We start from the raw sequence: 15,556 nt of genomic DNA on the forward strand, positions 1-15,556 counted from the left end.
ATGGTTGATATGAAAGGTACACAGCTCATTCATGAGTACTTAAGGCATAACAAGAAGTTTCCGCACGTTTTCTGTGCAGGCTGCGGGCATGGCATTGTGCTCGGTTCACTGATCAGGTCTATTCACGGTCTCGGTCTGTCCAAGGACGAGGTTTGTGTTGTCGCCGGTATCGGTTGCTCCGGCAGGCTGGCGGCATACGTCGATTTTAATACCGTTCACACCACACACGGCCGTGCATTGACTTTCGCTACCGGTATCAAGATGGCTAAACCCAATATGCACGTTATCGTGGTTATGGGTGATGGCGACTCAATGGCTATCGGCGGTAACCATTTGATCCATGCAGCGCGCAGGAATATCGGTGTGACTGCCCTTATTCTCAATAATAACATTTACGGTATGACCGGCGGACAATGTTCACCGACTACACCGTCCGGTTCATTCTCCATGACGACTCCTCTCGGTCAGATGGAGCAGAGTTTTGATTGCGTGGAGCTTTGCTCTGCTGCTAAGGCCAACTATGTGGCCCGTGGAACTGTTTTCCATGTTAAGAAATTGGACCAGATGATCATGGACGGAATTAGCAATCCCGGTTTTGGTGTAGTGGAGATCCTTACTCCCTGCCATACCCAGTACGGACGCAAGAATAAGTACAAAACCCCGGTGGATATGTATAAAATGCTCAAGAAGGATGTCATCGACATTGAGCGTTATGAAAAACTTAGCGAAGCGGAAAAAGCCAACAAGGTTCCTTCCGGCGTGTTCGTGCAGAAAGATGAGCCCGGTCTGGAAGAAAAATTCTATGAAATGGCTGCTAGATGTCAGGGAGGTGCGTAATGAAAAATCAATCTTTGGATAGATTTGAAATACGCCTCTCCGGTCTTGGCGGTCAGGGGATTTTGACTTTGGGTAAAGTTATGGGGTCCGGTCTGGCTCTTGGGCACGGCTATTTTGTGACCCAGACCCAGAGTTATGGTCCGGAAGCCCGTGGCGGTGCCAGCCGTTCTGATCTGGTAATTTCTTCCAGTGTGATCAGCTACCCGAAGGCTGAATCCGTTGATTTGCTTATCGCTCTGAGTCAGGAAGCGTGTAACATGTATTACCGTAACCTGAAGCCCGGTGGCCTGCTTATGATTGAGACCGACCTGGTCAAGCAGCCCCCCGTTAACCAGTTTATCGGTCTGCCGTTCACCAAGCTTGCAAAGGATAAGCTGGGGCTGCCTCAGGCTATGAATACAATTGTTCTGGGTGCTGCAACTTACTTGTTGCCATTTGCCCAGCAACGCACCATGCGCAAGAATCTTGAAGAAGTTCTGCCTGCAAAGATCAGGGATATCAACGTCAAGGCATTCAACATGGGCTTCCGTGAAGCCAAGAAGAGTTTTGGTGATCCCGAAAAACTTTGGAAGGATAATTCCGTAATCGTCTCGGACGAGGATTCAGATTACGATTCCATCTAGTTTTGACTGACATAGTATTAAATAAAAAAACTCCGGCCTTTGGTCGGAGTTTTTTTATTTAAAGATAAACATTGAGTCAGAAGTCCGGTTGAAAGTATTTACTTCTTCCTCTTGGTCTGGACTGAGATTAAGTGGGTCCCATTGTTCACATAGTTCCTGTGGCTCACGGGCTCGATTACGCACTCTGATAACCGCTAGGCTGCGTTTGCCGGTAGGAATGAAGGTCATACGTACCAAATGGCAGTCTATGTGTGCTGTGTAGCATTTTACGCCTTGATCATTGCTCAGGCAATTCCCGAGAGACACGGTTGACCAGTCTCCTATTTTAGGCATGTCCACAGTGGCTTTGCGGTTCAGGAGCAGTCTGACTTCTGCTGTGCAATTTTTACTTTCGAAGTAGTAGTGCTGTTGGGTGATAGTTTTAAAATCCCTTTCAGAGCTGCCATCGGGGGAAAGTGATGCAGATACGGAAAGGGTCTTTTTCGTAGTTATGTGGGAGGAGTCAAAAGGAATGACAAAGGGTTGCCCCGGAGCTGTTTTTGCACCGGAACAACCCGTAATAATTAAAACCAGCAGACTTAAAGCTGCGCAAAGGATAGGCTTAAGATCGCCTTTTCCGGCAAGCTTTACTGTTTGCATATTTTATTTTTTCTTTTTAGCGCCTGCGTATTTCTTGACGTCAATATTGTACTTTTTAACCTTGTAGTTAACGATACGGTAACTGACTCGCAGGTCTCTGGCGGCTTGCAGCATGTTGCCGCGTGCCTTTTTCAGGGAATCAACCAACAGTTCCTGTTCGAACTTCGCTACAGCCTCACCAAAGGAAAGAGAGGTGTCGGTGGCTGTTGATTCCGCGGTCTGCAGGGTCGGCGGCAGGTGGTAAGTTCTGATTACCTCTTCCTCGCAGATGAGTACCGCTCGCTCGATGCAGTTTTTCAGCTCACGAACGTTCCCCGGCCAGTGGTACTGGGTGAAGAGATCGATTGCGGGGCTGGATATGCGTTTAATTTCCTTATTGTATTCACCGGAAAACAAGTCGAGGAATTTTTCAGCCAACGGCAGAATGTCTTCACGGCGTTCACGCAAAGGCGGAATAAACACAGGGAAAACGTTGATGCGGTAGAAAAGGTCTTCTCTGAATTTGCCGTCACGCAGCAGCTGTTCCAAGGGCTGGTGTGTCGCGCAGATCAGGCGAACATCAACAGCTATGGGCTGTTCAGAACCGACACGCTGGATTTCTTTTTCCTGAATTGCGCGCAGTACCTTGGCCTGTGCGTCAAGGGAAAGTTCCCCGATTTCATCAAGGAAGAGAGTTCCGTTATTGGCGATTTCAAAGAGACCGCGTTTGTTCTGGTAAGCTCCGGTGAACGCACCTTTCTGGTGTCCGAAAAGTTCACTTTCAACCAGTTCAGCAGGCAGTGCAGCGCAGTTGAGTTTTACCAGCGGCTTGTCTCTTCTGGGGCTGCATGAATGAATCGCTTCGGCAAGGAGTTCCTTACCTGTTCCTGATTCACCTCTAAGCAGGGCGGTAGCGCGGCTGGGGCCGACCTGACGGGCCTGCCGGAGAACCTGCTTCATGCTTTTGGAAGTGGCCACGAAGTCTGCCGGTGGAGGAACATCCACCGCTCCGGGCATCATTCCCTGAGAAAGCATCTGGGCCTGCAGGGACATTTCTTCCTGCAAGCGGGAAACCTGATTGGAAATAAGGGCTGCTACAACTTCAAGGAAATGCTTGTGTTCATGCAGGTCATCCATGGGCAGGATGGGGGAGTCGACGCTCAGAGCACCGATTACTTCCTGATTTCCGTCTGAATCAGTCCTTATTACAGGAACGCAGATGAAGGAAAGAGCCTTCTGCTCTTCTTCAGACCTGTTGAAAGCTTTATTGAGCATCTGATCATCATCAGACATTCTGGGGATAATTACAGATTCACCCGTTTCGTATACTTTACCCACAACGCCTTTGCCCGGTGCGTACGTGGCTGTGTAGTCTTTTGCTGGGCTATGGGTAATGGAAAGCTTCAGCTTTTCCGATTCCGGGTCCATAATGGCCAGGAATGCACGCGGGAAGTGGAGATCTTTGGACAGAACTTCAAGAATCGCATTGAGGCTTGGTTCCAAATCATGATGGGGAGCTACAGAGTCAAGAATTTCACTCAAAGTTGAAAGATAAATATTGTCCACTCGTTCCGTCAGTCCGTTTCTAGTCATTTCGTTACTCATGCCGTCCAGGCTGTTTTTAGATTGCAGCTTTGTCGGAGCGATTCTGCTCCGTGGTTCCGGCCTAAAATTTTAGTTGGCGCGTCGGGAGTAACCTCCCGATCTAGTATAGTGTTTTTCAAAATTGACAGCCGCATGATAACATGCGGCTGCCGATTTGTTTACTTATGATACTGCCTTCACTCCGAGTTCCAGAGCCTTCAGGTTGATATCCGCAATTTTCGGTTTCATGGCTGATTTAATTGTTTCGGCCAATTGTTCCGGTTTAAGGGGAATGCATCCTGTGGCGCAGAGAGCTCCGAGAAGGGCAATGTTACCACTCTGCACAGCACCGGCTTCAAGGCCGAGAGACTGGCAGGGGAGGTAGTATGCTTTTCCGGCGCAGGTAGCAACCTTTTCCTTGATAATTTCAAGAGGGGTGTTTTCTGCTTTACCTGTGCATACGGCAAGAGGCGGAATGTATTCGGTGCTGGAAAGCACTGTTCCGCCGGGTTTGAGGTAGGGCAGGGCACGCAGGGTTTCCAGAGGCTCAAAACCGAGGATTACGTCTGCTTCGCCGTGTCCGATTTTAGGGGAGGCCAGTCCGATGAGAAGTGCAGATTCTACAACACCGCCACGCTGGGCCATTCCGTGAATTTCGCCGGCAGTGACATCGATACCGCAGTCAAGAACCGCCTGTGCGAGGAGGTTGGTGGCTGTCAGGGTTCCCTGTCCGCCGACCCCGGTCATGAATATACGCAACCTATCACTCATTAGCTGCTCCTTTTCCGGGCTTTAATATCTTTAGTCAGCTGCAGGCAGAGCATACAGCCGGAACAAAGGATTTCGTTAATTTCTACGCCTTCCGCAGTTTTTTCAAATGCGGGGCAGGCAAGCTCTTCCATTACCTTAAGCACTTCTTCAGTCTGATTAACTACGTAAGCAGTCTGTCCGGGGGCTTTTTTAAGGGTTCTGCGGGCGAAGAGAGGACATGGGGCCTTAGCGATAAGGACACGCACGCCTTTCATGGCCTTCAGATCTTCAAGGTCTTTGGTAAGGGCTTTTTGGTTCAACGGATTCACGGTGCGGATTTCGTTAACGCCGCAACCCTTGACAATGGACTCGATGTCAACCTGCGCAGGGTTGGAACCCAGTGCGGTGGTTTCAACGCCGGGGTGGGGCTGGTGCCCGGTCATGGCGGTGGTGGAGTTGTCAAGAACGACCAGCAGGATGTCGTGCTGGTTGAATACTGCGTTAACCAGACCGGTGATGCCGGAATGGAAGAAAGTGGAGTCACCGATAAAGCCGACTACGGTCTGTCCTGCGGCTCTTGCTGCTCCGGAACCTGCGGAGATGGAGGAACCCATGCAAAGCAGGAAGTCAGCAGCGTTGAGCGGAGGCAGAATACCGAGGGTGTAACAACCGATATCAGAAGAACATACAGCATCAGGACCGAATACCTTTTTAACTGCGTAGTAGGCGGCACGGTGTGTACAGCCTGCACAGAGGTTCGGCGGACGCATGGGCAGTCCTTCTTCTGCGGGACAGCTTTCGATCTTTTCGGCTTCCATACCCAGAACTTCGCGGATAATCGCGGTGATGTTCAGGGTGGAGTATTCGTCATTCAGCGGCAGCAGTGCGTTATCTTTACCGATTACTTCTACTGCAATAGAGTTCTTCTGGGCCAGAATCCTGATTTCATTTTCAAGGAAAGGCTCAAGCTCTTCGAGGACAACAACTTTTTCTACGGAAGAGATAAAGTCGGTAATCATCTTGGTGGGCAGCGGATAAGTGAAGCCCAACTCAAGGATTTTAAATTTATCGGCAAGGCCGGTATCAGCCAGTGCATCTGCGAGATAAGCTCTACAGATACCGGAAGCTACAATACCGATTTTTCCGTTGCCGGAAATTTTGTTGTACTTGGAGGTTTCTGCCATTTCACGCAGCTTTTCTAGCTTTTCAAGAAGATCTACGTGCATTCTGCGGGCAAAAGCCGGGATTGGTACGAACTGAGCGGGATTCTTTTTGAATCCTTCAGCAGGAGCAAGCTTGGCGATATCACCGTATTCAACCGGACCGCGAAGATGGTTGACTCGGGTGGTGGTGCGAAGCAGGAACGGAGCAGACATCTCGCGGGACATATTCAGCGCATCGCGGGTCATATCCTTGGCTTCCTGAGCTGTGGAAGGCTCGAAGCAGGGCATACCGGCAAGGCGTGCGTAGTAGCGGTTGTCCTGTTCGTTCTGGCTTGAGTGGCATCCGGGGTCGTCTGCGGAAAGCAGTACCATACCGCCGGGGGTGCCGGTGTAAGCCAGAGTCATGAGCGGGTCGGCAGCAACGTTTACGCCGACATGCTTCATAGTGGTCAGGGTCATTGCACCTGCGAGAGTGGCACCACCGCCAACTTCAAGTGCGACCTTTTCATTAACCGAGTATTCAAAAGTGAAGTCGCCTTCAGGAGAAAGGCGGAAGAAAGTGTCCGGAACTTCGGAGGAGGGGGTGCCGGGGTAGCATGTAACTACCTGGATACCGGCTTCAATTGCGCCTCTGACAATGGCTTCATTGCCGAGAAGCAGCTTTTTCATGCCCGGACTGTCCTTGAGAAGTGGGTGAGCCATGAATGTGCTCCTTAGGTCATGGGGTTAACAGAATGTTCACAAACGCACGACTGGTTAGTCTCAGCGGGGATCCGGCCCCTATGGTTAATGCCGGAGCCCCGTTCTGCGGCTTATCGTGTACCGTCGTACACTTATGATCAGCCTGTGTTAAATTTAGATTTTAGCCTTGAGCTCTTTGATTTTGAACTCAAAGAAAGAAGCTTCCTGAGGAGAACTGGTCAGCAATGCCTGATAAGCCTGAATTGCAACCTGAGCGTTGCCGGCTTTCTCTGCTGCTTCACCAAGCAGTCTGTTGATGGAAGATGCGTAAGATGCACCTGCGCTCTCTTTCATTTTCTGAAGAACGGTAACTGCTTCACCTGCTTTGTTCTCAAGCATCAGGCATTTAGCCTGTCCGAGAGCAGCAACAGGTGCCATCTCGGGAGAAGTTTTGGCAATAGCAGCCCATACTGCTTTAGCATCGGCATAACTACCTGCGTCCATCCATGCCTTGGCGAGGGCAAGTTGCACTGCGGGCTTCATGGATGCGGGAACATCTTTTTCAAAAGCAGACAGTTCTTCAGCCTGTTTTGCTCCGCTGTACTTGATCAGGATAGTTCCCATTTCGCTTTGGGCTTTGATCAGTTTCTGCTGGTTCATGTATTTGAACCCGGAGACGCCACCGGCGATAAGAATAATAGCCGCAACCCCGGCTGCAATCATCTTTCCGTTCTTAATAATGTAGTCAAGGATAGGGTGCAGGGTGTCGGGGGTGGATTCGTGAACCTGATTCAGAATGTCCTGTGTGTTGTTTTGTTCTTCCATTTTAAAGGAAAGCCTCCATGAAAATTTTATACAAAGTTGAAGTGCGCTATATAATGCAGTCTGACAAAAAGGTCAAAAGCGAAAAGTTAAAATAACGTCCCGTAAAATTTGACTTATTGCTAAAGTGCTTGAAAAAGATGACAAAAAAAGAAAAAATAATTTTACATATTTTACGTCAAAACCTCCTGCTGATGGCTATCATTGGTAAATGGTAGTTGACTTTTTTGCAATATCCTTAGTAGCCAAAAAGAATCAATCGGCGGAAAAAATAATATTTCAGTCAATATAAATGTTTTTGAGGTGGAATAATGAGCCATTCTGAAGCAATGAAAGCTGTGGCTGTAAAGGCCAAGGAAGCTTCCCGAAAAATAGCCTGTGCCGACGGCACCGCAAGGAATGCGGCCATCATCGAGCTGGCTGCTTTGCTGGAGCAGGAAAAAGAATTTATTTTTGCAGAGAATAAAAAGGATCTCGATGCAGCTAAAGAGCGTGGTTTGGATCAGGCCCGCTTGCAGCGTCTGGAAATTACCCCTTCTGTTTTGGAGTATATGATTCAAGGCTGCAACGAGGTTGCCGGACAGGCTGATCCTGTAGGCGAAATTGAGAAGATGGAACGCCGCCCCAACGGTATGATGGTTGGCAAAATGCGTATCCCTCTGGGCGTGATTATGATGATTTTCGAATCTCGTCCAAATGTTACTGTCGATGCCGCTGTACTTTGTCTCAAGGCCGGTAACTCAGTCATTCTGCGCGGTGGATCAGAGGCAATTCATTCTAACCTTGCGCTTGCTTCTTTGTTGCAGAAGGCTCTCGGCAAGGCAGATCTTCCTGCTGAGGCTGTACAGGTTGTCGAAGTTACTGACCGTGAAGCCGTTGGAGAACTGCTCAAGTTGGATGAGTATATTGACGTAGTCATTCCCCGCGGTGGTGAAGGGCTGATTCGCGCAGTTGTCTCTCAGGCAACAATGCCTGTGCTCAAGCACTACAAAGGCGTATGCCATATGTATGTAGATAGTGATTGTGAGATTCCCGAGGCAATGGACATTATCAAAAATGCCAAGACTCAGAAGCCCGCAGCCTGCAACTCTCTTGAGTGTCTGCTTGTCCATGAAGATATTGCAAAGGAAATTCTGCCTTCCCTTGGTGTTCTGCTTGGAGCATGCGGTGTGACTATGAAAGGTTGTCCTCGCGCGATGCCTCTGCTCGGGCCCAAGGCTATTGCTGCGGATTTCGATGATTGGGGTATGGAATATCTGGATCTTATCCTTTGTGTTAAAGTTGTCAGCACTCAGGATGAAGCTCAGGATCACATTTCCCGCTATGGTTCCAACCATAGTGAGGTTATCCTGACTAAGAACCATGATCGCGCTATGCGATTCATCCGCGAAGTTGATGCTTCTATGGTCGGTGTTAACGCGTCTACCCGTTTCAACGATGGCGGACAGCTCGGACTTGGTGCGGAGATCGGTATTTCCACCTCCAAGCTTCATTCTTACGGTCCTATGGGGGCAACTGAACTTACTTCAACTAAGTTCGTACTCCTTGGTAATTGGGATGTTAGAAATTAGTATTAACTTTTTTGAAATCAATCCCGGTGAAAACGTATGGTTTTCACCGGGTATTTTTTTAGGTTCCAAGTATGAAAATCGGTTTGTTTGGCGGTAGTTTCAACCCTGTTCACCTGACGCATCTTGATGTCGCAAACGGTGTTTTGAAACGGCTTGGCCTTGATAAGGTCCTGTTTGTTCCGGCTGGTAATCCTTATCATAAAGAGCAGGGCGAAATGCTTTCTGCTGAGCTGCGTTATGAACTGGTGAAAAAGGCTGTACAGGGCTGTTCCGGTCTTGGTGTCAGCGATATTGATATTTCAGCAGATGGCCCTACCTATACCGTCGATACTTTGCGCGAAGCCTCTCGTCGGTATCCAGATGCCGAACTCTATTTTATCATGGGGCAGGATTCGCTGGAGACATTCACTACATGGAAGGGCTGGCAGAGTATTCCAGAATTAGCCAATGTTGTTGCTGTGAGTAGGGCAGAAGCTGATCATGGCGCTATGTCTCAAGAATTGAAGCGTATTTTTCCTGAAGTAGTCGAAAGCGGGCAAGATGTCTGGCAAATGAAGGGCGGAAAGTCGATTTACATTATCGGAGATTTTGATTTTGTAATCAGTTCCACTTTAGTTCGTGAGGAGTGGAAAAAGGGACGGGATGTGTCCAAGCTGGTCCCGAAAGCTGTTGCTGAATGCATGAATGAAAAGGGTGATAAGCTAAAGAAATTTTGGCGCTAGCAACGGCGAAGCCTCAATAAAAGTATTTTGGGAGTCTTGAACCCTTTTTAAAAAAAAGGGTTCAAGACGCCGGAGGCGAAATCTATTTATTCCTAAAGCGCGTTAGCGCATCAAGTCTAAAATCTTTTCAAACACATCTTCGGGAGTGATGTTTCTAAGGCATTCCCGGTCTTTTTTGCAATTGCTCTTGCCGTGCAGAGAGCAAGGGCGGCAGTCCATATCAGATTCAAGAACGACATCACGTGGTCCGGCGGGGTAGAATCCCCAAGCCTTTGAAGTGGGACCGAACATGGCGATTACGGGGGTTCCCACCGCCGCGGAAAGATGCATGGGGCCGGAATCTCCGGTGATCAGCAGTGCAGAATTCTCCAGCAGGGCGCATGTTTCGCGTAATTGTAACTGACTGGTGAAGTTGCAGCCTTCTGACTGGGGCTCAAAAACATTGTCGTCACGTCCAATGATAGTCCACTTTATTCCAGCATCATCCAGCTTATTGATGAGCGTGATCCAGTTTTCTTCAGGCCACGCTTTGTCCGGATGGGTGGCATATGGATGCAGGGAAATGAAATCCTGTCCCAGGTCGTGCTCGTCAATCAGTGTGTGCGCGATTTCCCTTTCATCGTCAGTAAGATATATTCTGGGTATGAGTTCAGATGTAGCCGGGATGTTTTCTTCAAGGGCCGAGGCATAGCGCTGGGTAACCCTGAGTTCCGAAAGCTTGGTGTTCAGTTTGGCGGAGCGGGTCATCTTGAACATGCGGCGTTCAAGTGAAAATTTGTTGTAGCGGGAGACCTTTCCTTTCCAGCGTGCGGCAAGGATTCTGGAACGCAGTGTGGAGTGCAGGTCGATGAGTTCGCAGCCTTCATATTCGGCGGCAATCTGTCCGGCTTTTTTTACCCAAGCCAGATCACCAAGGTCTTTTTTATCAAGGCTGATGACATTTTTGATATGAGGATTATTTTCTAATACAGGGCTGCTGGAACTTTTGGTAATAACTGTGAAGGTGCAGTTGTACTTTTGTGCCCAATACTCAATTACGCCAGTGGTCAGCACTACGTCCCCAAGGGCGCTTAGCCTGAATACTACTTTGTGATTTGTGTTTGTCATCGCGCGCATATTTTAATGGCGAAACTCAAAAGGTCAATGTCTTTTTATCTTGTATGGAGTGGGGAGTAATGATTATTTTTTTCACTCTAACCGTTTGAACTCTTGCTAATTTTAACTTATAAATTTATTTTGTAGCAAAACCGTAGGGATTAAGACTTCTGGTCTCCCTATTTCTATTGCGCCACTATCTGCCTTCTGATACTGATGCCAGTATCAAATAGATGCCGGATGGCGTCATTCAATAACTTTAACTCAAAAATTAATGCTGGAATTAATACTTTCCGTCAGTGTAGCTACACTTATTTCTGCTTACTGTTCCGTCAGTGAAGCCGTTTTTTATTCCTTTCCGTGGAGCAGGATCGAAACCCTGCGTAAGGAAGGTCATAAGTCCGGAGCGATCCTGCATAAACTGCGTTCCAATGTGGATCGTCCCATCACCGCAATCCTGACTCTTAATACTGTTGCCCATACCGCCGGAGCTGCTTTTGCCGGAGCCGCGTGGGCTTCTGTTTACGGTGTTGAAACCCTGCCTTGGTTCACGCTCGGTTTCACAGTCATTATTCTTGTTCTTTCCGAAATTCTGCCAAAGACCATCGGTGTGGTTTATTGTGAACCTCTGGGACGGGTTTTAGCCCGACCCATGGAAATTTTAATTTGGATTTTTCTTCCGGTTATTTGGATCTGCAGTATCTTCTCCCGCCTTGTTAACAGGAAAGGGGAAGGACCGCAGGCCACGGAAGAGGATATAAGAGCTATGGTCAGTCTGACCAGGAGATCCGGGGCGATTAAACCTTATGAAGCCCTCTCAATTGCTAACATTTTGTCGTTGGACGACAAAATTGTTGAGCAAATTATGACCCCCCGGACTGTTGTGTTCTCTCTTCCTGCTGAGATGACCGTAGCTGAGGCGCATGCCAAATACAGTGCATGGCCTCACAGCCGTATTCCTGTCTATGAAGGGGATGATCCCGAAGACATTGTCGGGGTTATTTACAGGCGTTCCGTTTTTGAAGCGCTTGCGGATGACCATGACGATGTAAAGCTTTCCGAGTTGATGAAACCGGTCCGTTTTGCACTGGAAAATATTACACTTGATAAGCTTTTGGTGAAATTCCTTGAAAGCCGCATGCATCTGTTTGTGGTTCTGGATGAATACGGTGGAATGTCAGGGGTTGTTACCCTTGAAGATGTTATGGAAGAGATCCTCGGTAGCGAGATTGTGGACGAGACTGATCAGGTCGTAGACATGCGCGAACTTGCCCGTAGGAGAAGAAAAGAACTGGTCGTCAGCAAGGAAGATGCTTCCGCTGACGTTTCGAAATAAAACGGAGTACGAGATGGCCAAGAAAGGTGGAAAAGGCGTTTATATTGCCGCCTTGATCCTTTTTCTCGGTGGACTGGGATATCTGATTTATTCAGGCGTTTCTCAGGACAGCGTGTATTTTCTTAATGTTTCAGAGGCCCTTGCCATGGATGAAGCCGAGCTTGGACAGGCAAGGCTGTTCGGTAAGGTCGCGCCTCAGAATATTGAGACTAAGGCTGGAGGACTCGGTGTTGCCTTTGATCTTAAGGATCAGAAGGAGAGCTCCGGGACTATCCGCGTTGACTACAAGGGGGCCGTCCCTGATACCTTTAAGGAAGGTGTAGAGGTTATTGTGGAGGGAACATTTGTCGGCGGTAACAAGCTGTTCAAAGCCACCTCCCTGATTACCAAGTGTCCTTCCAAGTACGAAAAGGAAAACCGCGAGGGGTGATCCCTGTGGTTATACTTCAAGGCTTTTGCCTTGATGTTGCCGTTTTTATAAAGATTTTATCCGTAATGGAGTAAATATAATATGCAGCTATTTGCTAACCTTTTGCTCCTCATCGCCCTGCTTGCGGCGTTGGGGGCGGGTGCTTATGCATGCTTGGCCCTGCTTACGGGCAAGAGAAGTGTGCTGGACCTTATCGACAAGGCGAATATGGCTATTGCCGGTTTGGTTACTGGTGCCAGTGTCATTCTGACCATAGCACTTGTTAACAGAGATTATTCATTTAAATACATTTACGAATACGTAGATAATACACTTCCCATTTTTTATACGCTTACAGCATTCTGGGCAGGAGCTGACGGTTCCCTGCTTTTCTGGATGCTTTCCATTGCGATTATGGGCGTAATCTTTTCGAGACTCCCTCTTTTTAAGGAATTTTCCGAAAAAACAAGACTTTACTACTGGCTGTTTTATATGGTGGTGCAGGCCTTTTTCCTGCTTCTGCTGACCAGCTGGTCTAATCCTTTTATGGAACTTGTTCCCACTCCTGCGGATGGTCGCGGTTTGAACCCGTTGCTCCGTAACCCCGGAATGATTTTCCATCCGCCGTTGCTGTTCCTCGGTTATGCCGGCTTTACAAGCCCTGCGGCTCTGGCTCTTGCGGCATACCTTGCCGGTGAGCTTAAGTCTTGGGTTTCTTTCTGTCGTAACTGGAATATTCTGGCCTGGATTTTCCTTACTGCCGGAATCGTTCTTGGTTGCTGGTGGTCTTATATGGAACTCGGCTGGGGTGGATACTGGGCATGGGACCCCGTTGAAAACGCATCTCTCATTCCTTGGCTAAGTGCTTCCGCTTTTATGCATACAGCCATTATCCAGATTAAGCGTAAGGCGCTTCAGCGGACTAATGTCTTTTTGATGGCGCTTACTTTGTTGCTCTGTATTTTTGCTACCTATCTGGTGCGCTCCGGTGTCGTGCAGTCCCTGCATGCATATGGTGAGAACGGAGTGGGATTACCGTTGCTGCTGTTTCAGCTTTCTTTCCTCGGTACTATTCTGGCAGTGCTTTTTGCCGGTCCCCGTCCTGAGTTCAGAACCCTTTCCGGCTTGAATAGCAGGCAGGGTATGCTGGTTATCGCAGCATGGGCTTTCCTCGGCCTCGGCCTTGTGGTCGGACTTGGAACCATGTGGCCTGTGATCAGCAAGATGTGGAGTGCTAATCCCATCGGCCTTGATGCCCGTTTCTACAACCGCGTCTGTCTGCCTTTGTTCAGCTTGATCATTCTTATTTTTACGGTTTGCCCTTGGTATAACTGGAAAGAAGGTATTTTTGATAAGCGCGGACTGTATCTGGTTGGCGGAGCTTTCATCGGTGGTGGTGCTATCAGTTATGCATGCGGCCTGCACAATCCCCTCGGATTGATTACCAGTGCTGCGGCGATTGCCTCCTTGGTGGGAATTCTCGGCGTGTTCGCCTTTATCCCCCAGTTGCGTAAAGTCCGTTCCATGATCGGTGTTTATGGTCTGCATTTTGGTGTAGCGCTTGTATTCCTCGGCGTGGCTTGGTCCGGACCCAACAAAATCGAACATCAGTATGTGATCAAGGAAGGGCAAAGCGTCCAACTCGGAACATACACTATGACTTATAAAAAACTGACCGAAGGCCAGACTCCTGAAATGGCGAAGATTTCCGCAATCGTCGAAGTTTCCGAGAATGGTAAGTTTGTCGGTCTGCTCGCTCCTGAGCGCAGGCTTTACCGTAACTTTGAGCAGCCTTTTGCTGAAGTTTCAGTAATCCCCAGCCTCGGCAGCGAAATATACGCTACATTGTTGAGTGTGGATGCCGAAGGCAACGCTACATTCAAGATGAGCCTTAATCCGCTTATTAACTGGCTTTGGATCGGCGGTACTTTAATGTGCCTGTTCGGATTCATGGCTTTTAGAAAACCGAAACTGACTTAGGCGGGTTAAAGTGGCTGAGAAGGAAAGTATAGCTCTTAAGGTTAGAAAGGCGGCCAAGTTCTTCGGAACAAGGTTGATTTTCAAGGATGTCAGTTGCGATGTACTGCGTGGAGAAATTCTTCTCGTAGTAGGGCGTAACGGTGCGGGTAAAACAACTCTGCTCAAGATCATGTCCGGGCTTTCGAGGCCTTCGGCCGGAGCTGCGGAGATTTTGACTGAGCCGGAAAAGACCGCTTATCTCGGGCATTCCACCTTTATTTATCCGCGTCTCAGCGGGGTGGCGAACCTTTCTTTCTGGGCTTCCATGTACGGCTTATCCCCGTCTCGCGAAGAGCTGATGGCTCTGCTGAAAAGGGTTGGGCTGGAACGTGCTGCCGAAGAACAGGCCGGTTCCTATTCACGGGGCATGGCTCAGCGTTTGAATCTGGCTCGAGTATTTCTTGTAAATCCGGATCTTCTTTTTCTGGATGAACCGGGAACAGGGCTTGATCAGGCTTCACTCACTTTACTTCGTGATGAAGTTGTAGCCATGCGTGACCGTGGAACTGCCATTGTCTGGATCAGCCATGATGTAAACCATGACACTGCTCTGGCCGACCGGGTTCTCGGACTGGCCGGACGCAAGATGGCTTACCTCGGTGCCGCTTCTGAATTCGACCCTGAAACCGTATTGGGAGGGGAGAATGCTTAAGCGTGGATTGACAATAGCAGCCAAAGACCTGCGCCTATCTATAGGTGGAGGACAGGGACTGACTCAGGCTGTTCTTCTCGGACTTTTGCTGATCTTTGTATTCAGCTTATCGCGTCCGGCAGGGCAGTTGGTTGAGCCGCAGGCTGCTTCGGCCATCTTCTGGCTGGCATCCTCCTTCGGACTGGTTTTGGTTTTCAACACTTTGTTCTCAATGGAAGAATCAAACGAAGCGCGTTTGGGACTGCTTTCATCACCTGTCCCGCTTCACGCTGTCTGGTTCGGAAAAGGTCTTGCCGGATTCGGGCTGTTGATTTGCTCTCAGCTTGTATTCCTTCCGGCAACAATTGTATTTCTTGGTCAGGATATGAAGGGATCATTTGCAGTTTTTGCTGTAACCCTTCTGGCTGCTGACTGGGGATTGGTTTCACTCGGGGCTTTGCTTGGCGCAATTTCCCAAGGGCAGGCCGCAAGGGAATCATTGCTTTCAGTGATCCTTTTTCCCCTGTTGCTTCCTATCCTCCTTGGAGCGATACAATTGATGACTTCGGTATTTTCCGGAGTTAACCTTATGGACGAAAGTTCGTGGATGGGTATTATTGTTGCCGCCTCGGCTTTGTTCAGTGGTGCGGGCCTGATCCTGTTTCCTTTTGTATACAGCGGCGAGCAGTAGGCTG

15 protein-coding genes are annotated in these 15,556 nt (G+C 48.8%); 9 read left to right on the forward strand and 6 right to left on the reverse strand.

The window, feature by feature from the left end:
- Nucleotides 1–837 carry a 2-oxoacid:ferredoxin oxidoreductase subunit beta gene (locus DESAL_RS07670; protein WP_015851408.1) on the forward strand — a complete coding sequence of 279 codons (837 nt, stop codon included), beginning with the start codon at nt 1–3 and terminating at the stop codon, nt 835–837.
- Entirely contained in the window at nt 837–1,460 is a 624-nt protein-coding gene (locus tag DESAL_RS07675) for a 2-oxoacid:acceptor oxidoreductase family protein (RefSeq protein ID WP_015851409.1), read from the forward strand. The genes DESAL_RS07670 and DESAL_RS07675 overlap by 1 nt, the downstream gene beginning before the upstream one ends.
- 54 nt (nt 1,461–1,514) lie before the next feature.
- Here DESAL_RS07675 and DESAL_RS07680 read toward each other — a convergent pair whose 3' ends face one another.
- The 5 genes from DESAL_RS07680 to DESAL_RS07700 form a co-directional block, all read right to left on the reverse strand.
- Entirely contained in the window at nt 1,515–2,099 is a 585-nt protein-coding gene (locus DESAL_RS07680) for a hypothetical protein (protein ID WP_015851410.1), read from the reverse strand.
- Nucleotides 2,100–2,102: 3 nt separating this feature from the next.
- Nucleotides 2,103–3,671, reverse strand: a complete 1,569-nt coding sequence (locus tag DESAL_RS07685; protein WP_015851411.1) for a sigma-54-dependent Fis family transcriptional regulator — start codon at nt 3,669–3,671, stop codon at nt 2,103–2,105.
- 174 nt (nt 3,672–3,845) lie between these two features.
- A complete protein-coding gene (locus DESAL_RS07690; protein ID WP_015851412.1) occupies nt 3,846–4,433 on the reverse strand; it encodes an indolepyruvate oxidoreductase subunit beta in 588 nt (195 codons plus the stop codon).
- Complete coding sequence (gene iorA / locus DESAL_RS07695; RefSeq protein WP_015851413.1) at nt 4,433–6,277, reverse strand: indolepyruvate ferredoxin oxidoreductase subunit alpha; 1,845 nt, start codon at nt 6,275–6,277, stop codon at nt 4,433–4,435. The genes DESAL_RS07690 and iorA overlap by 1 nt, the downstream gene beginning before the upstream one ends.
- 153 nt (nt 6,278–6,430) lie before the next feature.
- On the reverse strand, nt 6,431–7,081 hold the full coding sequence (locus tag DESAL_RS07700) for a tetratricopeptide repeat protein (protein ID WP_015851414.1): 651 nt from the start codon (nt 7,079–7,081) through the stop codon (nt 6,431–6,433).
- 308 nt (nt 7,082–7,389) lie between these two features.
- Between DESAL_RS07700 and DESAL_RS07705 the strand changes: the two genes are divergently transcribed.
- Entirely contained in the window at nt 7,390–8,649 is a 1,260-nt protein-coding gene (locus tag DESAL_RS07705; protein WP_015851415.1) for a glutamate-5-semialdehyde dehydrogenase, read from the forward strand.
- A gap of 71 nt (nt 8,650–8,720) precedes the next feature.
- On the forward strand, nt 8,721–9,371 hold the full coding sequence (nadD, locus tag DESAL_RS07710) for a nicotinate-nucleotide adenylyltransferase (RefSeq protein ID WP_015851416.1): 651 nt from the start codon (nt 8,721–8,723) through the stop codon (nt 9,369–9,371).
- A gap of 102 nt (nt 9,372–9,473) precedes the next feature.
- Here the strand turns inward: nadD and DESAL_RS07715 are convergent, their stop codons facing one another.
- Nucleotides 9,474–10,487, reverse strand: coding sequence for a glycosyltransferase family 9 protein (locus tag DESAL_RS07715; protein ID WP_015851417.1), 1,014 nt, complete (start codon nt 10,485–10,487; stop codon nt 9,474–9,476).
- Nucleotides 10,488–10,740: 253 nt separating this feature from the next.
- On the opposite strand from DESAL_RS07715, the gene DESAL_RS07720 reads away from it, so the two are divergent.
- The 5 genes from DESAL_RS07720 (at nt 10,741) to DESAL_RS07740 (ending at nt 15,552) form a co-directional block, all read left to right on the forward strand.
- Nucleotides 10,741–11,802: a hemolysin family protein gene (locus DESAL_RS07720; protein ID WP_015851418.1), complete on the forward strand. Its 1,062-nt coding sequence runs from the start codon at nt 10,741–10,743 to the stop codon at nt 11,800–11,802.
- 13 nt (nt 11,803–11,815) lie between these two features.
- Nucleotides 11,816–12,232: a cytochrome c maturation protein CcmE gene (locus tag DESAL_RS07725; protein ID WP_015851419.1), complete on the forward strand. Its 417-nt coding sequence runs from the start codon at nt 11,816–11,818 to the stop codon at nt 12,230–12,232.
- Nucleotides 12,233–12,313: 81 nt separating this feature from the next.
- Nucleotides 12,314–14,191, forward strand: coding sequence for a heme lyase CcmF/NrfE family subunit (locus DESAL_RS07730; protein ID WP_015851420.1), 1,878 nt, complete (start codon nt 12,314–12,316; stop codon nt 14,189–14,191).
- Between the two features lie 10 nt (nt 14,192–14,201).
- Nucleotides 14,202–14,882, forward strand: a complete 681-nt coding sequence (locus DESAL_RS07735; RefSeq protein WP_015851421.1) for an ABC transporter ATP-binding protein — start codon at nt 14,202–14,204, stop codon at nt 14,880–14,882.
- Nucleotides 14,875–15,552 carry a heme exporter protein CcmB gene (locus tag DESAL_RS07740; RefSeq protein WP_015851422.1) on the forward strand — a complete coding sequence of 226 codons (678 nt, stop codon included), beginning with the start codon at nt 14,875–14,877 and terminating at the stop codon, nt 15,550–15,552. The genes DESAL_RS07735 and DESAL_RS07740 overlap by 8 nt, the downstream gene beginning before the upstream one ends.
- Nucleotides 15,553–15,556: the final 4 nt, after the last annotated feature.

Origin of the sequence: Maridesulfovibrio salexigens DSM 2638 (assembly GCF_000023445.1) — a bacterium.
GTDB classification, from domain to species: domain Bacteria; phylum Desulfobacterota; class Desulfovibrionia; order Desulfovibrionales; family Desulfovibrionaceae; genus Maridesulfovibrio; species Maridesulfovibrio salexigens.